This is a genomic window from Abyssisolibacter sp. ZYX002, assembly GCF_056892235.1.
The window spans coordinates 336,729-362,648 of sequence record NZ_JARMXH010000002.1 but is presented as its reverse complement, the minus strand read 5'-3'; the positions used below and the strand labels follow the sequence as shown (position 1 = coordinate 362,648).

The window sequence follows — 25,920 nt, the reverse complement described above, 5'->3', positions numbered from 1 at the left end:
AATGTAAAAAAGGTTATAAAACAATAATTAGAAGAATGACTTGTGAGTCGTTCTCATGCAAATTTAATGTTATTTTCACTGGGCTGAATAAACAGCCCAGTAATATTCATTTTTATCACTAATAACATATTGGCACACATTTCTCAGTTCCTATATCCGTCAAAAGACCTTTAACTTCATTAGTAGGCATACAATATCTTTGAGTTAAGTAACGTATACCAGCGGATAGTTCACCATCTGGTCCACCAAATTGTTCAAGTATCATTTGAGCTAATGTAGGGTTACAAGTATCAACTCTAACAGGTATTGAAGTTTTTTGTCATATTTCCACACGGTTTATGCCTCCTTTAAAAAAGAGTGTTTAGTTTATAATATGTGTGGGGTGTGTACATGTGATTAATATATAATGCTTATTATAGACAAAATATAAGATATGAAATGGAGTTGTTTTTATAGTACTATGCTCTACTAACTTTTTGTATTTTTAGTTTTATAAAAACTCCAATACCAATTACTACTGGTAAAATTACTTGAAAAAAGAAAGCATAGTAACTAGAAACGGCAAAAGTCCAATTAAACATTGCGTTAGCGCTAGGATATAAAAAATATGATAAGTTCAATATCAATAATGTACAAGGTGTTATGATAAAGTTGGTAGATTTCATTTTAAATAAAGTTACAATACCGTTCACCAAACCTATAAGACATAAACAACATTTTATAAATATAGTGATTAAAATATTCATCGTAACTAATACTTCTATCCTTTGAATAAAATCAGCAAGGCTTATTCTACGACTAGCATCATGTGAAGGAAATAGAGCATCTATATATTGTTTGCCCATAAAACAGGTTTCTGAAAATGTCATAAAAAACAGAAAAATACCCGATAGGAATAATGACCAAGTAAGTATTTTAGTAGAGTTTTTAGGGTTTTTAAAAATAGGACAGACAAGCGTTATAATTATCAATTCGCCAAAAGGGAATGTAATCACACTAAAAGTACTTTTTAATATAGGCATAATACCGTTGTATAAAAAAGGACGTACATTATTAAAATCCATAGATGGCGCTGCAAACAACATAGACGAAAAAGCGACAAAAGTTACTATTATAGTACCTGAGATAGAGAATCTACCCAAAACTTGTATACCACTTTTTACTCCAAAAAGGCATAATAAGGATAAAAGTCCCATGATTACTATAAGTGGTGTTTTTGAAAAAGAAACAACTACAAGAAATACACCCAAATTTCTGATAATCAAAGCTGCTAAATGTAATGCATACCATATATATAACAAATTTATAATGCTGCCAATGATTTTACCAAAAACGAATTCATTAATACCAAAAAGACTCTTATCAGGAAAAAGAGATATCAATTTTGCATATAGCATTATTATAGGAAAAGAGAGCAATATTGCTATCCCAACAGATATCCAAGAATCAATCCCAGCAGATTTATCAGTTCCTAATATAAAAGTGCTACCTAAAACAAATAAGAACATTATACAAATCCCTTGTTTATCAGTAATAAATTGTTTGATATTAATCACCTCATTAGTACAAATATGTATACTGCATTTATTTTTATAATAATTGGCATTAATTATTCACATTATACAGTTATAAATAAAACTAGCCTTTAACTGGTATAGTCAAAGACTAGTTTAAACATAGAGTATATTTTATTATAGACATATAATTCGAGAATTTATAGTAAGATACTGAATTACCCATGTAAATATAATAAGTTTATAATGTTATCAGATTCTCCAAAAGCTTAGTTTTTTCCTTACACATAGGTGTCACCTTTTTAAGTCTATATTTTATATTTAAAGATTTATATTTATGAACACCTAATGTATGATAGGGTAATAGCTCAACCTTTACTACATTTTTAAATTGGTTTATCATTTCGTTCATGTTTTTAATGTGATTAGTTTCATCAGTTATATCCGGAATTATAACGTGCCTAATCCAAACTTTAGTATTAGATATATCTAAAGCTTTTTTGAATTTATACAATTCGTTTATATCTCCTAAAACAAGTTTTTTGTATCCTTTTTTAGAACTGTGTTTTAAATCAAGTATAACTAAATCTACATACTTTAATATTTTTTCATAATCTCCAGTACCAAAACCAGAGGTATCTAAAGTTGTGTGAATGTTGTTATCTTTGCATAATTTTAAAAAACTAATTAGAAACTTACTTTGCAATAGAGGTTCTCCACCTGAACAAGTTATCCCACCACCTGATTTATCAAAATAAGCTTTAAACCTTAGTACTTTATTAAGGAGTTCTTGAGGTGTCATATCAATCCCCTTATTTATATCCCAAGTATCAGGGTTATGGCAATATGCACAGCGAAGACGACAGCCCTGAAAAAATACTACACATCTTATACCTGGGCCATCATTTAATCCCATGGTCTCAATCGAATGAATTTTTCCTTTAATACACATATTTATCACATCATTTTATGGAATGTTCTACTTATAACTTCTAATTGCTGAGCTTTTGTAAGTCTATTGAAATTTACTGCATAACCAGACACTCTAATTGTAAGTGTCGGATATTTATGTGGATTTTCCATAGCGTCAATCAATGTCTCTTTATTTAAAACATTTACATTGAGGTGAAACCCTCCTTTTTCAAAATATCCATCAAGAATATATTTAAGGTTGTTGATTCTGTCTATTTCTGTATTTCCTAAAGCTTCAGGAATTATTGAAAATGTATTTGAAACACCATCTTGACACCATTGTCTGTACGGTATTTTAGATACAGTATTTAAAGATGCTAAAGCACCATTTTTATCTCTACCATGCATTGGATTTGCTCCAGGAGCAAAAGGCTCTCCAACTTTTCTACCATCTGGGGTTGAACCTGTCTTCTTTCCATATACTACATTCGAAGTAATAGTCAATGCTGAGAGGGTATGCTCTGCATTACGGTAAGTTGCATGTTTTTTTAGCTCATGTGTGAATTTTTTTACCACCTCTATAGCTATATCATCTACTCTGTCATCATCGTTACCATACACAGGAAAATCTCCATCTATGTTAAAATCATAAGCTATACCATCGTCATTTCTAACAGGTGTCACTTTAGCATATTTAATAGCACTAAGACTATCTGCGACAATAGAAATACCAGCTATTCCAAAAGCCATGAATCTATTGATTTCTGTATCATGTAATGCAAATTGACCTGCTTCATATGCATATTTATCGTGCATGTAGTGTATAGTATTCATAGTATTTACATATAACTTTGCTAGTGATTCAAGTACTTTCCAGTAGTTTTCTTTAACCTCATTGTAATTTAATATATCACTATCTATTTTGTTAATATTGTCAATGACTTTTATCCTTTTACCATATTTGTCCAATTTTAATTCGTCGATACCACCATTTATTGCATATAGCAGTGCTTTTGCTATATTGGCTCTTGCTCCAAAGTATTGGCTTTGCTTTCCTATTTGCATTGCAGATACACAACACGCTATAGCATAATCATCTCCGTATATAGGTCTTATAATATCGTCATTTTCATATTGTAATGCATCTGTTTTAATTGACATCATAGAGCAGTACTTTTTAAAATTTTCTGGTAGCTTTTCAGACCATAAAATTGTCATATTAGGTTCAGGAGCAGGGTCTAAATTAGTTAACGTATGTATAAACCTATAAGTAGTTTTTGTAATCTGATGATTACCATTTTCCCATAAACCACCTATTGCTTCAGTTATCCAATTAGGATCTCCTGCAAACAATTCGTTATATTCTGGAGTTCTAAGATTGCGAACTAGTCTCAATTTTATAATAAATTGATCAATTAATTCTTGTGCCTGTCGCTCATTTAAAATACCTTTTCTTAAATCTCTTTCAATATAACAGTCTAGGAATGTAGTATTTCTTCCTAATGACATTGCTGCTCCGTTATTCTCCTTAACAGCTGCAAGATATCCAAAGTATAAAAATTGTACCGCTTCATTTGCATTTTTTGCAGGACATGAGATATCTACTCCATAGCTATTAGCCATAGTCTTCATGTCGTATAATGCTTTTATTTGACTAGCTATTTCTTCTCTTGTTCTAATATTTGATTCATCAGAAACATCTGAATACTTTATAAAGTCTTTATATTTACAATCTATTAAGAAATCTATACCATACAAAGCTATACGCCTATAGTCTCCGATTATTCTACCTCTACCATAAGCATCAGGAAGACCTGTTAATAGTCCAACAGATCGTGCTAACCTACTTTCTTTTGTATAAGCATCGAATACACCTTGATTATGAGTCTTTCGGTATTCATTAAAATGCTTTGTGATATCTTGATTCATATCATATCCATAACCTTTTAAAGAACTCTCTACCATTCTCATACCGCCATAAGGGTTTATTATTCTTTTAAGAGGTATATCTGTTTGAAAACCAACAATTACTTCATTTTCTTTATCTAGATATCCTGGACTAAAATTATTAATGCCTGATAGCTTATTTAACTCTATATCAATTACACCTTTTTCTATTTCTTTTATTATCAACGTTTTTGCTTTTGACCATACTTTATCTGTTTTATCAGATATTTTTGCTAAAAAATCACAATCCCCATTGTAAGGAGTATAGTTTTTGATTATGAAATCTCTTACATCAATATTTTCTTGCCAATTTCCACCGTTGAATCCGTCCCACTCTTTTTTTAACATAAAAAATACCTCCTTGTTTAAAATCAAGTCAGGTATCTACAAACATAGACCACCTAGACTTCTGCCCAGACGGTCGACATTATTTATTAAAATCACACTCCATGTGGTCTGTTCCACTTCCGTCAGTTGTGTGATTATGCTCTTGTTAATTTAGCGTCTTAAATTATTAAACAGCAAATCTGTTTATAAATATACTAGCAAGTTGTTTGGACTATGTCAAGCAATTTAGAAAACTTTATTTAAATTAATAGTAACTCAAACGAATGAAAGAGCAACTAACTATATTAAAAGATGGTGTTTAATAAAATTTAAAATTTCTAGACAAATTAGAAAAAATGATATACAATAAAAATACTACAATTATACAAATTAGAAATAATTTAACACAATCATACAGAGGAGGTGAAGAAATGAAAAGACTTAATAAAAAAAAGGTTATGAAGATATCGCTATACGATCCTATAGTAAGTGGCTGTCGTTGCTCAATAACAAACATGGATAGATTAGACGAACATGAATTAGCACATCATTAAAATACATATAAACTAATGATCGGAGAGACAGGGGTTGTCTTATATTTATAATTATTACACTATACTTAAACTATAATATTCGTTAAACTAAAATTTAAGTAATGTATATTAGGGTGTCTATTCTAGACACCTTTTATAATGACCATAACAAATAATGAGAACACAACAATTTTAACGCTCACTCTTTTAGATAGAATATCCACCTAAAAAAATGTTAGTTCGACTCAATATGATATCAATGACACCATAGAAAATCTTAGCTCGACTTAATATGATAGTTTCCTACCATAAGAAATCTTCCCACTGAAAAATGAATTTTCTTAGGCTGACTCGTACGTACCCCTCATCTGTGAGGAATACATACAAATCGTGGCTCAACCATCATGTCCTCATCTCTAGTATTATAAGAAATAACATTATAAATTATTCATCAATTTATCTTCTAGAAAAGTTTATTTCCCAAGGCCATGGAGAGGATATATATTGATAAGGACACGGGCTCATATCTTCATTAGATAACGGGCCATATTTACATACGTAATTATATCTTAAATGCATACATTTTTGAGTAAGAGAGTTATGAAGTTCTATTGCATCTTTATCATTCGGATGAGTGTCTAAAAATAAATTCATTTCTAGTAAGCTAAAATCAATTTCCATCAATCTCTTTAAGTCTTCCTTTTGACAAGTATTCATAATAATCACCCTTTATATGTTTTTTGCCCTATTAGAGCATATTATTTATATATTGAAAAAACTTATCGGTGTTTATGTTTATATGGCATATATAGTTCGGGGAATAAAGTACCATTTTTTAGAGCATGTTCAGGCGAGTATATATTGCCTAACATCTGAAATGGTACATATGCATGTGCTAATTTGTATTCATGACTTTTATCAAAACTATACAAATTAAGTACCTCCTTAAAATATTATTTATAATATTTTACGCTTGATAGTTACAAGTGTGAATTAAACAATAATATTATTAGTATGAAATTTATATTTGTAACACTTTATAAGTTGACAAATCATAAAAATAATCATAATATTGCAATATAAAGATTGATTAGTGAGGAGATTGTTATGAAAGATATAGATATAGAAATGATGGAGAAAAAAGCAGAGATATTGAAAGCAATAGGGCACCCTATTAGATTATGTATAATAAAAGGATTATTAGAGCATAGTGGGTGTAACGTTTCGTTTATGCAAAACTGTTTAAAGGCTCCGCAATCAACGATTTCACAGCATATAGCTAAATTAAAAGCAGCAGGTATACTAAAAGGAGAAAGAAATGGTGTAGAAATCAGATATAAAGTTGTTGATGAAGATGTTAAAAGAATAATAGAGATTTTGTTTTAAAAATCTTGAAGTATATAGAACTCTAATATGAAATTTCTATAAATAATCTAGAATAGCATTAAAATCTAGAAATTTAGTGGTTATGTAATATTATTTTATTATTTACATGATATAATATAAAGAGATTGTTTAACAATTAAAACAAATAGAAGGAGCGTAAAGAAATGATTGTTGAATCAATATTGGTTTCGTTGATAGTTGGCAAGATAAGAAAAGGTAGATTTGTTAACATTTTAAATGCATCAATAAGAGGACTGTTTTTATTTATATTTGCAGCTATATTAAAAATTAGCGCTGTAATAGCGTACAATAATGACATGTACGGTTTGGCTAAATACATAAAAGAATACTTTTTTTATGTGCAAGGGTTAGTGTATATACTAATCATAATAGGACTAATATTAAATATAAAACTCAAATCATTTGTCATAATAACAGTAGGCTTTATAATGAACATGTTAGTAGTAGCAGTTAATAAAGGAAAGATGCCAGTTTCAAAAGAAGCTGTAGATTACATAAAATCAAGCTCAAATTGTACGAATTGTATAAATGACTTATACCAGATAATTGCATTAGAATCAACAAAGATTCCTTATATAGGTAAAATTGTACCAATACCATATCCTAGCGAATTTGCAAAAATAATAAGTGTAGGAGATATCATAATAGCAATAGGAATATTTGTTTTTATACAAAGTTTAATGCTAAGAAGAGGATTATTTTCTAAAACTACTAGTATGATAGAATTTAACTATTCAGCGAGATAATTTTTATCTTTTATTATGAAAAAGCTATCTTAATCACAGATAGCTTTTTTTAATGTATAAATAAATGTTATAATGTAACTGATATGTGGCAAAATATATATATTATTGCCACAATAATATGTAAGTAAGTATGACCTACAAGCATGTAGTATTATGATAATATATAAGTATAGCAAATCCTTATCGTATAATTTGCCTATACAAAACATGGGGTGTTAATATGACGATTTCAAATGAACGATGTGGAGAAATTTTAAAAATACTAATCAATAGACAAGAACCTATAACTATAGATGAGATCGCTAATAAGCTTAAAGTATCTAATAGAACTATCAGAAATGATATGCAAAAGATACAGGAGCTAATAAAAAACAGCGAGGACATTAAAATTATAAAGAAACCAAGAGTTGGAGTTTGGATAAACGCTAATTTAAAAGGAAAGAAATTGTTAGAATCAATAATATCTAGCAAGGATGCATACGTACAGCCGTATACATCTAGTTTGAGAAAACGTTATATTATTAAGAGATTACTATTATCTAACGATAGTGTGACAATGAAAGATTTAGGTAACGAACTATATGTAAGTAGGATAACCATATATAACGATTTTGAAGAAGTTGAAAAATGGCTAGCTAAATATAATCTAAAATTAAAAAGGAAGAAAAACTATGGAGTAGAAGTCATAGGAGATGAGATAAGCTGGAGAAAAGCAGTATCAGATCTTATTACAGATTTTAGAAAAGAAAGTAAGCAAAAAAACAACATCCATATATTGAAAGACGAACAATTTCAGGATGTATACAACCAATCACAAATTAAGATTAAAGATGTATTTAAGAATGTAGATTTAGTAAAAATTCAGTCAATATTGTTGCAAGTAGAACAAAATATGGACTATAAATTGACAGATGAATCTTACTCATGTTTAGTAATACACATTGCTATAGCAATAGAGAGGCTTAAAATAAATAAACCAGTAGAATTACCGTATGAACAAATAAACGATTTAAGTAAAAAAGAAGAGTATCAAATAGCAAGACAAATTTCAAAAAAAATAAAAGATGAATTAAGTATACAATTTACCACACCAGAGATAAGCAATTTGACACTGCATATATTAGGGTCAAAAATGCAATATAACAAAAACAACAGTGTTGATATGATAAAAAACATTGATACAAATATTATAGATTTAGCAGGCGAGATAATACTATTAATAGGAAATATATTATCAGTAGATTTCACCTCAGACAATAAATTATTTATAGGATTGGTATTACATCTTAGAACAGCTATAAACAGAATGAAGTATAATTTGAACATAAGAAATCCACTATTAAAAGATATAAAAAACAACTATCCTAGCGTATTTGGAGCATCATGGGCTTCTAGTGTATTATTTGAAAAATACTTTGGAATAAAAGTCACAGAAGAAGAAATAGGGTATATATCAATTCATATAGGAGCAGCACTCGAAAGATTAAATAAAAAGACTAGAGTAGTTATAGTATGTGGGAGTGGAATAGGGACAGCTGGATTAGTTGCAGTGAGATTAGAAAGAGAAATAAGTGGATTAGATATAGTAGATATTACATCAGTACATGATATAAAAAACATACGAACTAATGAGTTCGACCTTATAATATCAACATTACCATTTGAGTATCCATCAAAACCAGTAGTTCAAATTAATCCGATAGTAACACAAGATGATTTAGATATAGTAAAAAAATACCTTATCAATATTGAAAACACAAGAAGATTTAGGAAGAATAATATGTCAGAAATAAAGAATCAGCTTTTTATGCAGGAGTTAATATTGCCTAAAATAGAAGTTAGCAACAAAACAGAGCTAATAAGAGAATTATGTAACATCTTAATCAAAAAAGGATATGTAGAAAATGGTTTTTTAGATATAGCACTAGAAAGAGAAAGAATAACATCAACAGCAGTGGGAAAAGGAGTTGCAATACCGCATGGATCTCATAAGTATGTTAAAAGGCCCGTGATATTAGTAGCTACTCTAAAAGAGCCCATAGAATGGTCAAATGGAAAAGTAGACGTTGTGTTTTTATTAGCACTAAAATTTGAAAACAAAGAAGAAATTCGCTACTTTTTTAAACACTTTTATTCTATGCTTGACGATGAAACAGTGCTTAGTAGTATTAGGATAAAAAATACTTCAAAAGAAATATACGAAACGATAATAGGAAGCTATAAAATGGAGTGATAATATGAATATAATAGCAGTTACAGCATGTCCATTGGGGGTAGCAAACACCTATATGGCTGCCGAAGGATTACAAAGAGCAGCTAAGGAATTTGGATTTAATATCAAAGTAGAAACACAAGGATTTATGGGTATAGAAAATGAACTAACAATAGAAGATTTAAGTAATTGCGATGTTGTTATACTTACAAAAGATAAGAATATAGACAAGATGGATAGATTTAAAGATAAAAAAATAGTATATATTACAATATTTGATGCTATTAGAAATTCGCATAAAATATTAAAAGATTTAAAAAATAATCTGAAATATTCATAACCAAAAATGACAATAATAAGATATATACAGTCACATTCAGGCTGTTTATAATATAAATATTCAAACTTGGATAAAAAGAATATAATATAACAAATTTTTAGGGGGTCACAAAAATGTATAAAGTAGAAGTAGTATTAAAAAATGAGACAGGTTTACATGCTAGACCAGCTAGCATGTTTACAAAAGAAGCTTCAAAATATGAGGCAGATGTAAAGATAGTGAAAGCTGGGAAAGAGTACAATGCAAAAAGTATCATGGGTATACTTAGTATGGGTGCAGTGAAAGGTGATGTTATAACAATTATCGGCGAAGGAAAAGAAGAAAAAGAAGTAGTAGAAGCATTGAAAAAGTTAGTTGATAGCAACTTTGGCGAGTAGAAAGCAGGCAGTGTGGAAATTGATTAGATAATCACTTTTCTGCACAGCGAAAGGAGAGTAAGTTATTATGAAAGGTATTGGAGCGTCACCGGGTGTTGCTATTGGGCAAGTTCTGATAAAAGACGAACAACAGATAAAAATAGTAAAAACACAAATCCAAGATGTACAAGAACAGATAGATAAACTAACCCAAGCTAGAAAACTTGCAAAAGAGCAAATAGAAGAGCTCCATAAACTAGCACTAAAAAATATGGGTGAAAACGAAGCTCATATATTTGAAGCTCATATGATGATAATAGATGATCCAGAGTTTTTTGGGCAAGTTGAGGATTATATTAAATCAAACAAAGCTACAGCAGAATATGCATTAGATAGTGTGGCAAACTCATTCATAGAAATATTTAAGAATATGGATAATGAATATATGAGAGAAAGAGCGTCAGATATAGAGGATGTAACTAGTAGAATAATAAAAAATGTATTAGGTATAGAAATAATTAATTTTTCAAGTCTAGACAGAGAAGTTATAATAGTTGCAAAAGATCTAACCCCTTCAGACACAGCATCAATGGATAAAGATAAAGTAATAGGATTTGTAACAGAAATAGGAGGGAGAACTTCTCATTCTGCAATAATGGCAAGGACATTAGAAATACCTGCAGTAGTTGGAGTTGAAGAAATTTTAGGCAATGTCAAAAACAATGATACGATAGTTTTTGACGGTGAAAAAGGAGAAGTATACATTAACCCTCAAGAAGAAATAGTACAAGAAGCTAGAGATAAGAAAGCTGAGTATGATGAGTACAGAAAAATGCTAGAGCAATTTAAAGGAAGACAAAGTGTATCAAAAGATGGAGTAAAAGTAGAGCTAGCAGCAAATATTGGTACTCCAGATGATTTAGAAGGTGTTCTTAGAAATGATGCAGAAGGAATAGGACTATATAGGACAGAGTTTCTTTACATGGATAGAGACAAATTCCCTACAGAAGAAGAACAGTTTAGTGCTTACAAAGAAGTACTACATGGAATGGATAATAAACCAGTAGTCATCAGAACTCTAGACATTGGTGGAGACAAAGAATTAACATATATGAAACTACCAGAAGAAATGAATCCATTTCTAGGATATAGAGCTATTAGACTTTGTTTAGATAGAGTTGATATATTCAAAACTCAACTAAGAGCATTGTATAGAGCTAGTATCTATGGAAACTTAAAAATAATGTTTCCTATGATATCAAGTATAGAAGAATTAAGAAAAGCCAAGGCGATAGTAGAAGAGGTCAAAAGCGAATTAAAAGATGAAGGCATCCAGATAAGTGAAACAGTACAAATTGGTATGATGATAGAAATACCAGCTACAGCTATAATATCTGATATGTTAGCCAAAGAAGTAGATTTCTTTAGCATAGGGACAAATGACTTGATACAATATACAACAGCAGTAGATAGAATGAATCAACAGATATCACATCTATACAATCAGTTTCATCCAGCATTACTAAGGCTGATAAAAATGACTATAGAAAATGGTCACAAAGAAGGTATTTGGGTAGGTATGTGTGGAGAAGTTGCAGGAGATCCAAAGTTAGTACCAATATTACTTGGTTTAGGTCTTGATGAATTTAGTATGAGTCCAATATCAATATTAAAAACGAGAAATATAATATCCAAAATATCAAGAGAAGAAATGAAAAAGCATGCCCAGCAAGTAGTAATGTTACCAACTGCAGAAGAAGTAAAAAAATATATAGAAGAAAATATAATAATATAGATTAGTTAAAAAAACTCATAGTAACATAAAATATGAGTTTTTTTATATGCAAAAAAGTTAAAAATATTGAATCTGAAAATAAAATATGTAAAAAATGGGAACAAAATAAAGTGATTAAATATCACTAATATAATTACTAAATCTAAACGTATGTATCAAATCATGATACTAAAGATTAATTAATTCATCATTTTAGCGTCAATTACAAAGTGAATAATTGTAGTGAGGAGGTGAAAAAATGAAAAAATTAAAAAAATCACTAAAGGGAGAATATACATTATTTGTAGCTACTGTCTGCCCATGTGGGTGTCGTCCAGCTGACGAACATATAGATAATAAAATATATATTTTATATCAAGCAACATAGTTAATAATAACAATTATATGATTTTTTCAATTATATAATATGAGTCAAATTATAAAAAGAAAAAGGAGGTGAAAAAATGAAGAATCTAAAGAAATCAAAAAAAGCAGAATATACATTATATATTGCAGGTGGATGTTCATGTGGATGTTGGCCTTCTAAAGAAAGAGTAGATAACAAATTAAGTGATTTAGAGGATGAGTATCATTAGAAAGTACTAAAAATAGATATATATCGGACAACCTCATTTAAAAAAGGTTAAAGTGTAAAAAAATTATTAAATATAAATTATCTTAAATGACGAAAGGGTGTAAGCTAATATGAAAAGTTTAAAAAAATCAAAAAAAGTAGAAAATACATTGTTTGTTAATATTGATTGCTTCTGTGGATGTTGGCCTTCTAATGAAAGGATAGACAATAAACTAGAATTATTGTGGAAAGAAGCAGGGGTTTAAGTTTAAGTAAAGGGATGTTTAATAACATTCCCTTTTAGATTGATGACAAAGTCATCAAGATAGCAGATTGTAGAAAAAGCACAAGTTCAAGGCGTGTTAAAATTGAGTAGCAGAGCTTACTTAGAGGTAAGTGAGCAACGGAAATTTTAACTACAACGCAGAAATTGGGCTTTTGTCTACAGTCTGAAAGGGATGTTTAATAACATTCCCTTTTTTATCATGGAACAAAAAACATTTGGTAGTAATCTTATTAATGTAAATAAAAATTGAACCCTAAATATACTAACTATAATGTAAACTCTGCTCCTAAGATAATTCCAAAGTAAAAAATAGTTTAAAAAAATGGGTAATTAAACGGATAGAAGTCTGTCATCTTTTCCATAAGTGGAAAATAATACGTAAAATGCTTGCTTCTATTATTTTTTTACAGTAAAATATAATTAACGATAAATAATGGAAGTAAACTTGATCGGAACATAATATTTATTTAAGTTTATAGAGAATTAAAGTGTCAAAAAAGGACGGTATATTTATTGGAGCTTCCTTGCCAAAACAAAAGAGGTAAGTAATAGCTCTTTTTGTGTAAAAAATATCAAAAAAAGTGATTAATTTTGGAACAAAAACAATTATTAAATTATCATATAACTATAATAAAAGGCCGGCGCGGAATTTTCGAAAAAATCAAATTATTACAAAACAAATCGAAAATAAAAAATTAGTTCTTGTCCAGTATGTTGGAGCTCAAGGATTAAGTTAATTATTGTTTTGATGCTTAAATTAAAAATCATACTATTTTTTGACATAAGATACGTCATAAATTAACAAATGAGGAGGTGAAAATGTGAAAAAATTGAAAAAGTCAATTAGAAAATCGGAACTAACAGTAATAGCAAATCATTGCCCATGTGGATGTTCTGGTGGATATATGATTTCGTATGTTGAATCTAATATTCCGAGCTTATAACATTAAGAATAGCTAATAAAAATATATACGAGTAAATAATCAGTAGAAAGTCACTGATTATTTACTTATATATAATTTAAATTATACATAACAAAAGAACATAATATAAGGAGGATGATAAAATGATACCAAAATTACCATTCATACATACCTTTAAAACAAGAGGTAGAAAGTATGTATACGATGTAAATACCAATACAATATTGAGTGTTGCAGATGATGTATACGAGTATTTAAACACAGGAATAAAAAAGAACGAAGAAATAAGCGATGATTTAAAAAGTAAAATAGAGAAGTTAGTAGACCAAGGATTTTTATCAGAAAAGAGAATAAAAGAAATAGAGCACCCATATAACGAGTTATTACCACATTCATTAAGATACAGACTAAACACAGTTACACTACAAGTAACACAAAGATGTAATTTGAGGTGTAGTTACTGTGCATATTCTGGTAAATACGAAGGAAGAACACATGCTGATTTGGACATGGACTTTGAAACAGCAAGAAAGAGCATAGACTTTGTATTAGAAAATTCTAGTGAGTCACACATATTAAGTATAGGTTTTTATGGTGGAGAGCCACTACTTAAATTTAAGCTCATCAAGCAATGTGTAGATTATTTAAAACAAAATGCAGAGGGAAAAGAAATATTATTCCATATGACTACAAATGGAACATTATTAAGAGGGGAAATACTAGAATATTTAGTAGAAAACAACTTCAAGTTATTAATAAGCATAGATGGTCCACAGGAAATACATGATAAAAACAGAGTATTTGCTGCAAATGGCAAAGGAACATTTAAAGTGATAATGGATAACATAAGAGAAATGAATAAAATGTATCCAGAGTATGTAAAAGACAAAATAAGCTTTAATGCCGTGCTAGATGGAACAACAGACTTTAGCTGTACAAAGAAGTTCTTTGCAGACTATGAAGAAATAAGTGATCTAAACGTAAACACAAGTTTCATATCAGACAAATATGCAAAAGTAAACTTTGATATTTACGAAAAATACAGAATTCAGTACAACTATGAGAAATTCAAAGTAATATTGAGTAAAGTAGGAAAGCTAGATAAGAAATATACATCAGATTTATTTGAGAGTCAGTTTGCAAGACTAAAACAAACACTTTACGAGAGACAATACAGTAAGTGTATAAATGATAAAGAGCATCCAGGGGGACCATGTTTACCAGGAGTAAAGAAATTATTTATAAACGTAGATGGAGTATTTTTCCCATGTGAAAGAGTAAGCGAAACATCAGATCCAATGATAATTGGTAATGTAGACGAAGGTTTTTACCTAGATAAAGTAAGAGCTATATTAAACATAGGGCAAATAAGCGAAGATGTATGCAAGAACTGTTGGGCATTTAGATTCTGTACAATGTGCTGTTCAGCAGCAGACGCAATAACAGAATTATCAAGAGAGAAAAAAGTAGAGGGCTGTCCAAGCGTAAGATATAATGCAGAAAAAGAGCTAGAAGAACTATGTATATTTAGCGAGTTTGGATGTAACTTTAATTCAGATATAACATTCGCAGCGGTATAAAGGAAGGAGTGAAAAAAATGAGAGCGATAATATATCCATTTAGTAGTGAAACAGTGTATTTTATTAGAAACAAAAAAATGATAAAAGACTACGAGGTTGTAGGAGCAGTTGCACCTAATGGTTGGGGATTTAAAAACAAAGATGCAGGTTATGCAGATGGAGGACAAGATACAAATATAAGAATAAAAGATAACTTTGAAGATATAGAGTTTGATGTGGCATTTTTAGTAGATTCAAAGTTAGATTTAGAATTTGATTACATGTACTCACAAATAGAGAAGATAACAAAAAAGAACAAAGAGATAATAAATCTTAGAAGGTTTAAAGATGAAGAGCTAAAAAAGATAGAAGAGTTATGTAAAAAAACAAATACAACATTTAAGAACCTATTAGGCAAAAAATACAAATTACCAGATGTACCATCATTAATAGATATATCAATACCTGTAATATTTGTAGCAGGATTAGCAGATAGAACACATAAATTTGATATACAGTTAGCACTAAGAGAAAACATTATGAAAAAAGGCTACAGAGTATCTCAAGTAGGAACTAAAAATGGATGTGAATTATTTGGATTTCAATCATTCCCAGAATTTATGTTTGATAACACAATAGAACAAGAAGAAAGAATAAAAATGTTTAACCTATTTGTAAAAAGCATAGAAGTAATAGAAAAACCGGATGTGATAATAATAGGCGTACCAAGAAGCCTAATGCCAGTATGTAAGAAGATACCAGATGGATTTGGCTGTATGGGGTATATGGTATCAAATGCAGTAAAGCCAGATGCAGCAATAGTAAGTCTCATGTACAACCATTACAAAAAAGAAAATATACAAGAAATACAAAATGTGTGTAAATATAGATTTGGATTTGAAGTAGATTGCTTTAATATAGCAAACAATCAATTAGATCATCAAGATTCATCTTTTTTCTTGAACAAGCTTTATACGGTAATAGATCATAAATATATAGATGAGCAAATCAAGAAAGAGTATAGTAAATATCAAGTTCCATTCTTTAACGTACACAATGAAGAAGACAAAGAAAAAATGGCAGATTATTTAATAGATGTATTAGCAGGAGAAGAATTTATAGAAGATGTACTATAAAAGAAAACGCCTAAAGGCAAAATAAAAGGAGGGAGCAAATTGACACAGGCATGTCAGGTAAGCAAAAAAGAAGAATACACTAAGAGGTTAAATAAGATATTCATAGAAAGATTTGAATTTGATTATGATAAATTTGAAAACAAACAAGAGTACTATGACAAGCATTTCTTAGGATCAGATATAAGACTTTCACCAATGGATTTATTATATTTACTAACAGACATAGAAGAAGAGTTCCAGACAAACATAAAAGAAGAAGACATAGCAGAAGGTAAAATATCTAGCTTCAATAGCGTTCTAGAAATACTCGAAAATCAGGAAGAAATAAAATGAAAAAGAACCACATAGTGGTGATAGATGATGGGGTGAATGAGAGATATTTTGATACATCTCTCATTCATAATTTACTGGTTAATGATGAAATGAAGCTAGTAAAAAGAAAAAATGACTATAATCAAGATGAAATGAGTCATGGAACAACATGTGCTGGAATAATAAAAAAATATGCAAAACACGAAGTAGATTTAAGTAGTATAAAAATACTAAGTAACAAAGGAGATGGCAAACTAGATAAGCTAATAATAGCAATGGAGTGGTGTATAGAAAACAAAGTAGATATAATAAATCTAAGTATGGGGACAGTTTATTATAAGGACAAAAAAGAAGCAAGTAAGATAATAAATAAAGCAGTAGAAAAAGGAATAACAATAATAGCAGCTAACAAAAACGCAAGAGTAATAACATATCCATCAGTGTTCATTAACGTAATAGGGGTGAAATGCGACAGGACACGAAAACTACAAGAAGGCGAATATACATACGAACTTGAAGCAGAGGATGGGATAAACATAACAGCATGTAGTATTCATAAAATGAAGAATTATCTAGAAGAAGAGCCATTCATACAAAACTGCAATAGTTTTGCAACACCAATGATAACAGCAATAGTAAGTGATTATATTGCAAATAATAGTAAAGCAGATTTAAAGGAAATAAAGAAATTTCTATATAACAGTTCAATGGGTAGTGAAAAAAATAAATACTACGAATCTTATATGGATCTTAATTGGGTTAAAAAACCATTGATAATAACAGATAACAAGAAAATAAAACCAAAATTCTTTCATCCAGTGGAGATAATAGGAATAAATAAAACACAAGATAAGCAGAAACAAATATTGGAGATAGTCAGAGGAAGAGTAGAGAAAATAATAGATCTAGATTCAATAATAATAGATATAAAAGATTTAACCAAAAAAGAAAAGATAGAAATATCAAAAGAAATATGCAATCTAATGAAAGCACCAATAATAATAGAAAAACAGAACTCAATCAAAGAAGTACAGATAGAGTCAAATCAACCAGTGTATTTCAACAGTACGAATATAAAGCTAAGTATAAAAAAGAGAGAAGAAATACCGCAGATAATAATAAAAGGAAAAAACGAAGAATATATACTAGAAGTACTAAATGAATTAGGAAGTTACTTTAAAGAAGATGGGTATAACCCAACAATAATGACAAACAGTAGATATAGCCTTTATTACGATTTTAGAAACTTTGATGAGAAGAAAGTAGAGCATCTAGAGAATTTAGAAGATGTAATAGAGCTATATAACGGAGATATTGGGATAATAGGAGTAGTAACTGATGATAACTCATATTATATGATGGATGAAAAACTTGATTTCGACGTGTATATATTAGATAAAAAAGATAAATTATATGAAGAATATCATCAAAAGATGAAGAGAGAAGAAAAAGATATGCTAGTACTAGAGTTGAAAAAGACAGAAGATATAAAGAGTTATGCACAAAAACTATTCGATACTATAGTGAACTTTTATGATACAGAAGATAACGTAATCGAAGCTTAATACAAAATTGTAAGTATGTGCAAATCCAAAAAAGTATTTAAAAATGGCACATTTTTAAATAACAAAAGAAGAAGGGGGGAAATGTCATGACAATGAAGCACTTCAAGAGCTATAAAGCACAAAGTAACTGGCCATCATGCTATAAGTTATGGCATGCCATGAAGTAGTTGCTCTACCAGAGCCTTATTAGTAGTTTGTTATAAATTATATTTTAGAATTTTATATCTTTATTAGTGTGATTGTCGGAAAAAGCCAAACAAAGGTAAGAGAGGGAGTAGAAATAATTGAATTTCGCTCCCTTTTTATATATTTCTATTGTAAAAAAATTCAATAATAAGTATATTGAATAATTTAAAATACCAAGATGATCTATTTAACCCTAAAGGTAGATAAAGGAGGAATAGATTTTAGTAGACTTTTAAATTAGTAAAATAAAAAAATGGCAATGGAGATAACCCAATTATGAAGCATGCTTATAATTATATATATAAGCTAACATTTTACACCCATATTAGGCAATTATAAAAAATATAACAAAATATTATAAAAAAAGGCAAAATATCTATTATTTTACGAACAAAAATGGTATAATATATACAGAATAACAAATGGCACATACGTAAAATATGAGAGGAGGGAAATGATATGACAATGAAGCATTTTAAAGGCTATAAAGCACAAAGTAATTATCCATCATGCTACAAAAAAATAATGATATGCCATGAAGTAATTGCATTAGCAGAGCCATATTAGTAATTTTGCAATAAGTTATATTTTAGGTGTACTTTATATTGTTTACTTCATAGGGGCTATTGCACTAAAAATTAGTGCATAGCCCCTATTTGCGTATTAAAAAAACAAAAAGCCATTGATTCAATAAAAAAAATGACACGATATATACAATTTAACAAATAAAACATACCAAAGACATGTAAATATAAAACGGTTTGCAAAGAAAAATTTTCACCATGTACTTATAATTTCTTTTGCACAGGTGTGATAGCTGTAGCATAGCAATTTAAAAATTTGGTGCATAGATGATAAAAAATTATAAATATTAGAAAAAGAACAGACTTAATTGTATTATGAAGATTAAAAACACATTTATCCTTTAAATTATGAAAAAGAGTCATGATAATAAAGGTATGAAGATTAAAATAAGAGAGCCTATTATTTGCTCGAAATAGAGAGAATTTTATTATTTTAAACATTGAACACTTGAGTTAACAATTTTGAGACTAAAAGGCTTATTTTTTGAGCATAAATCTTGCCATTATGATTATAATAATATTATTAATATGGAGGTGTTAATGATGGAAGATAATATAAATAGAGAAAACATAGTACAAGAAATTAAATGTATAAATGATAATAACTTTAGCAATATAGAGCATGTAAATAATATAGAGTTATTATTAGTATCAAATAACAATAGTAGAACCAAAGATCAAGATGTAAGCGAAATATTCAATGAACTAAAAGATAAAGTGGAAGAAATAACAACTGCTACTAATGAAATATTACAGAGTCTAGGAGTAGATGATGAGTTGTAATAGATAATCAATTAGGGGATTATTCCATTCAGACTGTAGAAGATAGCCAAACTTCTGTGTTGGTGTTAAAATTTCCGTTGTTTTCTCATCTTTAGCAAGTTAGGATACACAATTTTAACATCCCCCACTTAAACTCTTACTACAGCTATAAAGAGGCTTTGTCTTTGATCTATAGGGGATACCCCCTTTTTTTATTTTGAATAAAGATAATTATTGTAAAAGGATGTAATAGAATTGTAAATTTTGTTGGATTTTTTTGGCTAATATTAAATCTTAAAAAATAAGCTTCAATTAGTTGATTTTATACAAATTAAAGAATATAATTTATGTATACGTTAAGGTTTAAAGTTGTAAAAAAGGAGAATGATATGAGTAGATATAGAAGAAATAACAAAAGAAGATATAAGGGTGTAAGTAAAGGTTTTTATATGATTGTATTTATAGCACTTGTTGGGATATCGATATTTGCATATAACGGACTGACGAGCTCTGCAGAGAAGAACAATCCAGCAAAAACGAAAGAACAATTAGCGCAGCAAAATAATGACAATAACAAACCACAAGAAAATATAATAAAAGAAGCCACAATACTAGCTGCAGGAGATATAATGTTTCATACTACACAGCTTAAAGCAGGATATGATGCTAAAACAAAGACATATAATTTCGATCATTTCTTTAAGAGTATAACTCCGTATGTTAAAGAGGCGGATTTAGCTATATGTAATCTAGAAACTGTAACCGCAGGGTCTAAATATAGATATATTGGATATCCTACATTTAACACACCAGATCAAGCGATAGGGAGCATAAAAAAAGCAGGATTTGATATTTTAACAACAGCTAATAACCATTGCTTAGATAAGAAAAAGTATGGTTTAGATAGAACCATAGATGTTATAAACAAGTACAATCTAAAAAGTACAGGAACATATAAAGATGAAAAGCATCCATTATTAATACAAGAAGTTAAAGGAATCAAAATGGCTATAATGTCATATACATATGGGTGTAATGGGCTTGGCAAAACAATGAACCCAGTCGAGTTAGCAAAAATGGTGAATATAATTGATGAACAGAAAATAAAAAGTGAGATTAAAAAAGCAGAAGAAGCAGGTGTTGATTTAATAATCATGTGCATGCATTGGGGCAACGAATACAATCGCGAGCCATCAAAAGAGCAAAAAGAATTAGCAGGTAAGATGATTGAATGGGGAGTTGATGTAATATTAGGTAGTCATCCGCATGTAGTACAAGGATCAGAAATAGTAAAACATAATGGCGAAGATAAATTTATAGTTTATTCTATGGGCAACTTGATTTCAAACCAAAGAAGAGAGACTATGAATGGTATAATGAACAAAGAGTATACTGAAGATGGACTTATGGTCAAGCTAAATGTACAAAAAGATGAAAAAACAAACAAAACAATCATAAAAAAAGTAGAATATATACCAACATGGGTTAATAGATACAAAGATAATACTGGAAAATTGAATTACGATGTAATTCCTACTATAAAATATATAGAAGGTAATAGTAGTGAGTTTACAAAATCTGTGCTTTCAAGGATAAAGCAATCTCACGAGAACACTATGAAGCTTATGAAACAGAAATAGAAAATAGAGCTTTTCTCATAATATATGAGATGAGCTCTATTTATATATATAAACTGTAGGTTTTTTAAGTATAAATCAGTATGATTTTTGTCATAATCAAAGTATATAGAATATTAAAAGTTTATTACAAAAATATTTCAATATATAGGAAATATGATTTATTTTGAATATTGCTATTTTAAATATAAATTAAATATATTATAATTGAAATAAGGGTTTTTTTTAATGAGTAAACAAAAATAAGAGGTGTTAAGATGTCTTGGTTAAAAGATATAATGCTAAATATAGGTATAAAAGATTTAATAGATATATTTATAGTAGCATTTGCTATATATAAAATGTACATATTGATAAAAGAAACTAGAGCAGAACAACTATTAAAGGGAATTTTTATAATATTGTTCTTAACAAATGTAAGCAAATGGTTAGAGCTCTATACGACAAACTGGATATTAGAAAAAGGTATGACAGTAGGAGTTATAGCAATACTGATTGTTTTCCAGCCAGAGCTTAGAAGAGCACTTGAATATATAGGTAGAACCAAGTTCTTGTCTAAATCATTTATAGAGATACAAAGAGAAGAAGAAGAGCAAATGGTAGATGAAATAATTGAAGCAGTAGCGTCATTATCTAGGCAAAAAATAGGAGCACTTATTGTATTTGAGAGAGAGACAGGGCTTAATGAAGTAGTAGAGACAGGAACGAAGATAAAAGGAACAGTATCAAGCTCACTACTAATAAATATATTTATACCAAATACTCCACTACATGATGGTGCAGTTGTGATAAAAGATGACACTATAAAAGCAGCAGCATGTTTATTACCATTATCAGAAAACATGCAAATTAATAAAGAGCTAGGAACAAGACATAGAGCAGCTATAGGCATTTCAGAATTATCAGACTGTTTAGTTATAATAGTTTCAGAAGAAACGGGAGGAATTTCTGTAGCTGAAAGTGGGAGACTTATGAGATACTTGGATGTAAAAGCACTTAAAGACATACTGATGAAAACGGAAGAAAAATCAGAGATAAAACAAGGACTTATGGCTAAATGGAGGAAAAAATTATATGGAAAAAAAGAAGAAGAATAATATCCCTATAAAAATCTTAGCTGCCATATTTGCTATAGTGCTATGGTTTTATGTTATGAACGAAGTGAATCCTGTAATAGATAAAGAAATAACAGATGTAAAAGTGAACTATATTGGGCAAGATAGCTTAGCACAAGCTAATATTATGCTAATGGAACCCAAACAAGCTAGTGTAACAGTTAAAATTTCGGGTAGACGAGCTCAAATATTGAATATAGGAGGAAAAGACTTAAGCGCAGAGGTTGACCTAGTAGGATATAAAGAAGGTAGCCATAAAATACCAGTAAAAATTCTACAAAAGGGAAACTTCGACGAAATCGTAGATTACTATCCAAAAGAAATACTATTTCAATTTGATGAAATAGTAGAAGAGCAAATGCCAGTAACAATAAGAACCAAAGGTAGATGTAAAGAAGGATATATAACTGGGAAAATAACGGCAAAACCAAATGATATATTACTAAAAGGGCCTAGTAGCTTTGTTCATTCGGTTAAAAATGCTTTGACTACAGTGAATATCAGTGGAACACATAAAGACATCAAAGTAAATGTTCCAATTACCATAACAGACAAAAACGGAAAAGAAGTAAATGGAGTAACTAAAAATCCTTCGAGTATAGATGTAACTATTCCTGTTTATAAAACAAAGGAAGTACCTATAAAATTAAATACAGTAGGGGTTGTCAAAGAAGGTTATGAAATAACTAATATTACGGTAGAACCAGGCTACGTAAATATTAAAGGATATGAAGAAGATATAGACAAGGTCAACAGTTTATTAACAGAGGAGATTTCACTTAACTCTATAACAACGTCAAAAACAATAAATGATATAAAATTGATATTACCACAAGGTATTAGCTTAGTAACAAGTGATACACATATAAAGGCTAAGATTCAGATAGAAGCAATTGGTACAAAGAATTTTGAATATGCATCTAGTGAGATTAAAATAAAAAATTTAGGCAAGGATTTAAATCTTAATATCATAACTCCAGAATATGTTGTAATAACAGTTAAAGGACCACAAAGCGTATTAGATTATATTTCGAGAAGATATCTAACTCCATATATAGATGTATCAGGTTATAAGGATGGTCAACATAAAATCGATTTAAAATCAGACGATTTATATAAAACAAAAGTGATAAGTATAAATCCAAATAAAATAGAGGTGAAAATTGTTAGTACTGCAGAAGAAAGTAGTTCCGACAAAAAAGAGGATAATGAAATAAAAGATGTCATTAATAATGACAAAGATATGGAAATTAACGGAAATAAACAAAGCTTATGATATAGGATTTGGAGAGATAAAATTGAGAAAATATTTAGAGGTATTGTTAAATTCTACACGTGATGGTATGATTGCTGTGGATAGCAAAGGTATTATCACGCTTTTTAACAAAGAAGCTGAGAGGTTAATAAAAATAAAAGCAGTTACAGCACTGGGAAAGCATGTTGAACAAATAGTACCTAACACAAAACTCCCGTATATATTAGAAACAGGAGAATATCAGTTAAACAGACAGCAGACATTAATAGGAGTAGAAATAATAACCAATAGAATCCCTGTACTTGATGAGCACGAGAATATAATAGGTGCGGTTGCTGTATTCAGAGATATAACAGAAATAGTTAATTGTGCGACAGAGATAACAGGATTAAAAGAAATGAAGAGTATGTTAACAGCCATATTTAACTCTACACAGGATGCAATAACAGTAGTAGATCAAAATGGTATAAATATTATGATAAATACAGCCTATACAAAATTAACAGGGCTAACAGAAGCTGATATAATAGGTAAACCAGCAACATTTGACATAGCAGAGGGAGAAAGTATACAGCTCAAAGTATTAGACACTAAAGATATAATAAAAAATGTAAGGCTGAAAGTAGGACCTCATAAAAAAGAAGTAATAGCTACCGCAGCTCCTATAATAGTAGATAATGAACTACGAGGTAGTGTAGGAGTTTTAAAGGATCTATCAGAAGTAAAAGCACTAACAGAAAAGCTAAAAGTTGCAAAAAAAATAATTAGAAAACTAGAAGCAAAATATACTTTTGACGACATAGTAGCGCGAAATTCTAAAATGATATCAGCAGTGGAAAAAGCAAAAAAAGCTGCTACATTACCTATTACTGTGCTTTTAAGAGGAGAAAGTGGAACAGGAAAAGAAGTATTCGCTCACTCTATACATACAGCAAGTAATAGAAAATATAATCAGTTTGTAAGAGTAAACTGTGCTGCTCTTAGTGAGACCTTGTTAGAAAGTGAATTATTTGGTTATGAAGAAGGTGCATTCACAGGTGCAAAAAAGGGTGGAAAAAAAGGATTGTTTGAAGAAGCCCAAGGAGGTACTATTTTTTTAGATGAAATAGGAGATATTTCATCAAACACACAGGTAAAATTGCTGAGAGTTATACAAGAAAAAGAAATAGTTAGAGTAGGATCGGTTAAGCCGATTAACATAAATGTACGCATAATTGCAGCAACAAATATGGATTTAGAAAAAGCTATACTAGAGGGAAGATTCAGAGAGGATTTATATTATAGACTTAGCGTTATGCCGATAACAATACCAGCATTAAGACATAGAAAAGACGAAATATACGAGCTTAGCATGAATTGTATAGAGAAGCTAAACAGAGAATATGGTAGAAGTGTACAAGATATTTCATATGAAGCGATTAATTTGCTCAAATCTCATAATTGGCCGGGAAATGTAAGAGAACTTGAAAATGTTATAGGCAGAGCAATAATAAATATGAAGTTACAAGAACAGATTATACTGCCAAAGCATATACCACACATTACTCAGTTTGAGAATATAAAAATTGCTAAAAACAATGAAAACAACGATGAAACATTGAAATTATTGATGCCTGAAGATGGCAATATAAAATCACTTAGTAGTATAACAAACAAAATAGAAAAGCAGTACATTAAGAAAGTGCTAAAGCACAATAATAACAATAAAACAAAAACTGCAAGAGACTTAGATATATCAATACGAAGTTTGTACTACAAGATGGAAAAATATAAAATAGAATAATAAAATGCAAAAAAATGCACACTCTCTAAAGGATGTGCATTTTTTTGCATGCATTATATTTCAATGCCATGATTTTATTATAAAGAAACACTAACTTTTTATTAATTTTAATTGTTAAATAAATGTAAAATGTCCTGTATAGTTGTGGTTTATCACATTGCCAATTAGTATAGTT

The 25,920-nt window shown here is 29.4% G+C and carries 26 protein-coding genes and 1 riboswitch; of the genes, 20 read left to right on the top strand and 6 right to left on the bottom strand.

Annotation, left to right across the window (positions count from 1 at the left end; translation table 11 throughout):
• Nucleotides 1-118 precede the first annotated feature (118 nt).
• The 4 genes from P3X86_RS07670 to pflB all read right to left on the bottom strand — a co-directional run bounded on the left by P3X86_RS07670 (nucleotide 119) and on the right by pflB (nucleotide 4,721).
• On the bottom strand, nucleotides 119-265 hold the full coding sequence (locus P3X86_RS07670) for a manganese catalase family protein (RefSeq protein ID WP_483292079.1): 147 nt from the start codon (nucleotides 263-265) through the stop codon (nucleotides 119-121).
• Between the two features lie 193 nt (nucleotides 266-458).
• Nucleotides 459-1,556, bottom strand: a complete 1,098-nt coding sequence (locus tag P3X86_RS07665) for a GerAB/ArcD/ProY family transporter (protein WP_483292078.1) — start codon at nucleotides 1,554-1,556, stop codon at nucleotides 459-461.
• Nucleotides 1,557-1,755: 199 nt separating this feature from the next.
• Complete coding sequence (pflA, locus tag P3X86_RS07660) at nucleotides 1,756-2,466, bottom strand: pyruvate formate-lyase-activating protein (protein WP_483292077.1); 711 nt, start codon at nucleotides 2,464-2,466, stop codon at nucleotides 1,756-1,758.
• 5 nt (nucleotides 2,467-2,471) lie between these two features.
• Nucleotides 2,472-4,721 carry a formate C-acetyltransferase gene (gene pflB, locus P3X86_RS07655; RefSeq protein ID WP_483292076.1) on the bottom strand — a complete coding sequence of 750 codons (2,250 nt, stop codon included), beginning with the start codon at nucleotides 4,719-4,721 and terminating at the stop codon, nucleotides 2,472-2,474.
• Nucleotides 4,722-4,777: 56 nt separating this feature from the next.
• Nucleotides 4,778-4,861, bottom strand: a riboswitch (ZMP/ZTP riboswitch).
• Nucleotides 4,862-5,131: 270 nt separating this feature from the next.
• Here pflB and P3X86_RS07650 point away from each other — a divergent pair.
• On the top strand, nucleotides 5,132-5,254 hold the full coding sequence (locus P3X86_RS07650) for a hypothetical protein (protein WP_483292075.1): 123 nt from the start codon (nucleotides 5,132-5,134) through the stop codon (nucleotides 5,252-5,254).
• Between the two features lie 435 nt (nucleotides 5,255-5,689).
• Here P3X86_RS07650 and P3X86_RS07645 read toward each other — a convergent pair whose 3' ends face one another.
• Together P3X86_RS07645 and P3X86_RS07640 are read right to left on the bottom strand one after the other, a co-directional pair.
• The gene (locus tag P3X86_RS07645; RefSeq protein ID WP_483292074.1) at nucleotides 5,690-5,950 is read right to left on the bottom strand and encodes a spore coat protein CotJB; all 261 of its coding nucleotides are present in this window, start codon (nucleotides 5,948-5,950) and stop codon (nucleotides 5,690-5,692) included.
• A gap of 62 nt (nucleotides 5,951-6,012) precedes the next feature.
• On the bottom strand, nucleotides 6,013-6,165 hold the full coding sequence (locus P3X86_RS07640) for a spore coat associated protein CotJA (RefSeq protein ID WP_483292073.1): 153 nt from the start codon (nucleotides 6,163-6,165) through the stop codon (nucleotides 6,013-6,015).
• 175 nt (nucleotides 6,166-6,340) lie between these two features.
• Here P3X86_RS07640 and P3X86_RS07635 point away from each other — a divergent pair, with 175 nt between their 5' ends.
• From P3X86_RS07635 to P3X86_RS07545, 19 genes are all read left to right on the top strand, one after another.
• Entirely contained in the window at nucleotides 6,341-6,619 is a 279-nt protein-coding gene (locus P3X86_RS07635; protein WP_483292072.1) for an ArsR/SmtB family transcription factor, read from the top strand.
• A 164-nt stretch (nucleotides 6,620-6,783) separates the two neighbouring features.
• On the top strand, nucleotides 6,784-7,386 hold the full coding sequence (locus P3X86_RS07630; RefSeq protein WP_483292071.1) for a DUF5317 family protein: 603 nt from the start codon (nucleotides 6,784-6,786) through the stop codon (nucleotides 7,384-7,386).
• Nucleotides 7,387-7,606: 220 nt separating this feature from the next.
• Nucleotides 7,607-9,619 carry a BglG family transcription antiterminator gene (locus tag P3X86_RS07625; protein WP_483292070.1) on the top strand — a complete coding sequence of 671 codons (2,013 nt, stop codon included), beginning with the start codon at nucleotides 7,607-7,609 and terminating at the stop codon, nucleotides 9,617-9,619.
• A gap of 4 nt (nucleotides 9,620-9,623) precedes the next feature.
• Nucleotides 9,624-9,938, top strand: a complete 315-nt coding sequence (locus tag P3X86_RS07620; RefSeq protein ID WP_483292069.1) for a PTS fructose transporter subunit IIB — start codon at nucleotides 9,624-9,626, stop codon at nucleotides 9,936-9,938.
• A 113-nt stretch (nucleotides 9,939-10,051) separates the two neighbouring features.
• On the top strand, nucleotides 10,052-10,315 hold the full coding sequence (locus tag P3X86_RS07615) for an HPr family phosphocarrier protein (protein WP_483292068.1): 264 nt from the start codon (nucleotides 10,052-10,054) through the stop codon (nucleotides 10,313-10,315).
• A gap of 64 nt (nucleotides 10,316-10,379) precedes the next feature.
• On the top strand, nucleotides 10,380-12,089 hold the full coding sequence (ptsP, locus tag P3X86_RS07610) for a phosphoenolpyruvate--protein phosphotransferase (RefSeq protein WP_483292539.1): 1,710 nt from the start codon (nucleotides 10,380-10,382) through the stop codon (nucleotides 12,087-12,089).
• A 238-nt stretch (nucleotides 12,090-12,327) separates the two neighbouring features.
• Nucleotides 12,328-12,456, top strand: coding sequence for a hypothetical protein (locus P3X86_RS07605; protein ID WP_483292067.1), 129 nt, complete (start codon nucleotides 12,328-12,330; stop codon nucleotides 12,454-12,456).
• A gap of 76 nt (nucleotides 12,457-12,532) precedes the next feature.
• Entirely contained in the window at nucleotides 12,533-12,664 is a 132-nt protein-coding gene (locus tag P3X86_RS07600; RefSeq protein WP_483292066.1) for a hypothetical protein, read from the top strand.
• A gap of 109 nt (nucleotides 12,665-12,773) precedes the next feature.
• A complete protein-coding gene (locus tag P3X86_RS07595; protein ID WP_483292065.1) occupies nucleotides 12,774-12,908 on the top strand; it encodes a hypothetical protein in 135 nt (44 codons plus the stop codon).
• A gap of 841 nt (nucleotides 12,909-13,749) precedes the next feature.
• Nucleotides 13,750-13,872, top strand: coding sequence for a hypothetical protein (locus tag P3X86_RS07590; protein WP_483292064.1), 123 nt, complete (start codon nucleotides 13,750-13,752; stop codon nucleotides 13,870-13,872).
• Between the two features lie 122 nt (nucleotides 13,873-13,994).
• Nucleotides 13,995-15,431: a Cys-rich peptide radical SAM maturase CcpM gene (gene ccpM, locus P3X86_RS07585; RefSeq protein ID WP_483292063.1), complete on the top strand. Its 1,437-nt coding sequence runs from the start codon at nucleotides 13,995-13,997 to the stop codon at nucleotides 15,429-15,431.
• Nucleotides 15,432-15,448: 17 nt separating this feature from the next.
• On the top strand, nucleotides 15,449-16,546 hold the full coding sequence (locus tag P3X86_RS07580) for a TIGR04066 family peptide maturation system protein (protein ID WP_483292062.1): 1,098 nt from the start codon (nucleotides 15,449-15,451) through the stop codon (nucleotides 16,544-16,546).
• Nucleotides 16,547-16,585: 39 nt separating this feature from the next.
• Nucleotides 16,586-16,879: a peptide maturation system acyl carrier-related protein gene (locus P3X86_RS07575; protein WP_483292061.1), complete on the top strand. Its 294-nt coding sequence runs from the start codon at nucleotides 16,586-16,588 to the stop codon at nucleotides 16,877-16,879.
• A complete protein-coding gene (locus P3X86_RS07570; RefSeq protein WP_483292060.1) occupies nucleotides 16,876-18,423 on the top strand; it encodes a S8 family serine peptidase in 1,548 nt (515 codons plus the stop codon). Before P3X86_RS07575 ends, P3X86_RS07570 begins: the two co-directional genes overlap by 4 nt.
• 1,313 nt (nucleotides 18,424-19,736) lie before the next feature.
• Entirely contained in the window at nucleotides 19,737-19,976 is a 240-nt protein-coding gene (locus P3X86_RS07565; protein WP_483292059.1) for a hypothetical protein, read from the top strand.
• A 368-nt stretch (nucleotides 19,977-20,344) separates the two neighbouring features.
• The gene (locus P3X86_RS07560) at nucleotides 20,345-21,595 is read left to right on the top strand and encodes a CapA family protein (protein ID WP_483292058.1); all 1,251 of its coding nucleotides are present in this window, start codon (nucleotides 20,345-20,347) and stop codon (nucleotides 21,593-21,595) included.
• Between the two features lie 254 nt (nucleotides 21,596-21,849).
• Nucleotides 21,850-22,689, top strand: coding sequence for a diadenylate cyclase CdaA (gene cdaA / locus P3X86_RS07555; RefSeq protein WP_483292057.1), 840 nt, complete (start codon nucleotides 21,850-21,852; stop codon nucleotides 22,687-22,689).
• Nucleotides 22,667-23,983, top strand: a complete 1,317-nt coding sequence (locus P3X86_RS07550; RefSeq protein WP_483292056.1) for a CdaR family protein — start codon at nucleotides 22,667-22,669, stop codon at nucleotides 23,981-23,983. Before cdaA ends, P3X86_RS07550 begins: the two co-directional genes overlap by 23 nt.
• Entirely contained in the window at nucleotides 23,940-25,745 is a 1,806-nt protein-coding gene (locus P3X86_RS07545) for a sigma-54 interaction domain-containing protein (RefSeq protein ID WP_483292055.1), read from the top strand. Before P3X86_RS07550 ends, P3X86_RS07545 begins: the two co-directional genes overlap by 44 nt.
• Nucleotides 25,746-25,920: the final 175 nt, after the last annotated feature.

Coding starts and splice junctions, on each gene's coding strand:
- P3X86_RS07670 (WP_483292079.1), bottom strand. CDS start 265: ATGATACTTGAACAATTTGGTGGACCAGATGGTGAACTATCCGCTGGT.
- pflA (WP_483292077.1), bottom strand. CDS start 2,466: ATGTGTATTAAAGGAAAAATTCATTCGATTGAGACCATGGGATTAAAT.
- pflB (WP_483292076.1), bottom strand. CDS start 4,721: ATGTTAAAAAAAGAGTGGGACGGATTCAACGGTGGAAATTGGCAAGAA.
- P3X86_RS07650 (WP_483292075.1), top strand. CDS start 5,132: ATGAAAAGACTTAATAAAAAAAAGGTTATGAAGATATCGCTATACGAT.
- P3X86_RS07645 (WP_483292074.1), bottom strand. CDS start 5,950: ATGAATACTTGTCAAAAGGAAGACTTAAAGAGATTGATGGAAATTGAT.
- P3X86_RS07635 (WP_483292072.1), top strand. CDS start 6,341: ATGAAAGATATAGATATAGAAATGATGGAGAAAAAAGCAGAGATATTG.
- P3X86_RS07630 (WP_483292071.1), top strand. CDS start 6,784: ATGATTGTTGAATCAATATTGGTTTCGTTGATAGTTGGCAAGATAAGA.
- P3X86_RS07625 (WP_483292070.1), top strand. CDS start 7,607: ATGACGATTTCAAATGAACGATGTGGAGAAATTTTAAAAATACTAATC.
- P3X86_RS07620 (WP_483292069.1), top strand. CDS start 9,624: ATGAATATAATAGCAGTTACAGCATGTCCATTGGGGGTAGCAAACACC.
- P3X86_RS07615 (WP_483292068.1), top strand. CDS start 10,052: ATGTATAAAGTAGAAGTAGTATTAAAAAATGAGACAGGTTTACATGCT.
- P3X86_RS07605 (WP_483292067.1), top strand. CDS start 12,328: ATGAAAAAATTAAAAAAATCACTAAAGGGAGAATATACATTATTTGTA.
- P3X86_RS07600 (WP_483292066.1), top strand. CDS start 12,533: ATGAAGAATCTAAAGAAATCAAAAAAAGCAGAATATACATTATATATT.
- P3X86_RS07595 (WP_483292065.1), top strand. CDS start 12,774: ATGAAAAGTTTAAAAAAATCAAAAAAAGTAGAAAATACATTGTTTGTT.
- ccpM (WP_483292063.1), top strand. CDS start 13,995: ATGATACCAAAATTACCATTCATACATACCTTTAAAACAAGAGGTAGA.
- P3X86_RS07580 (WP_483292062.1), top strand. CDS start 15,449: ATGAGAGCGATAATATATCCATTTAGTAGTGAAACAGTGTATTTTATT.
- P3X86_RS07570 (WP_483292060.1), top strand. CDS start 16,876: ATGAAAAAGAACCACATAGTGGTGATAGATGATGGGGTGAATGAGAGA.
- P3X86_RS07565 (WP_483292059.1), top strand. CDS start 19,737: ATGGAAGATAATATAAATAGAGAAAACATAGTACAAGAAATTAAATGT.
- P3X86_RS07560 (WP_483292058.1), top strand. CDS start 20,345: ATGAGTAGATATAGAAGAAATAACAAAAGAAGATATAAGGGTGTAAGT.
- cdaA (WP_483292057.1), top strand. CDS start 21,850: ATGTCTTGGTTAAAAGATATAATGCTAAATATAGGTATAAAAGATTTA.
- P3X86_RS07550 (WP_483292056.1), top strand. CDS start 22,667: ATGGAAAAAAAGAAGAAGAATAATATCCCTATAAAAATCTTAGCTGCC.
- P3X86_RS07545 (WP_483292055.1), top strand. CDS start 23,940: ATGACAAAGATATGGAAATTAACGGAAATAAACAAAGCTTATGATATA.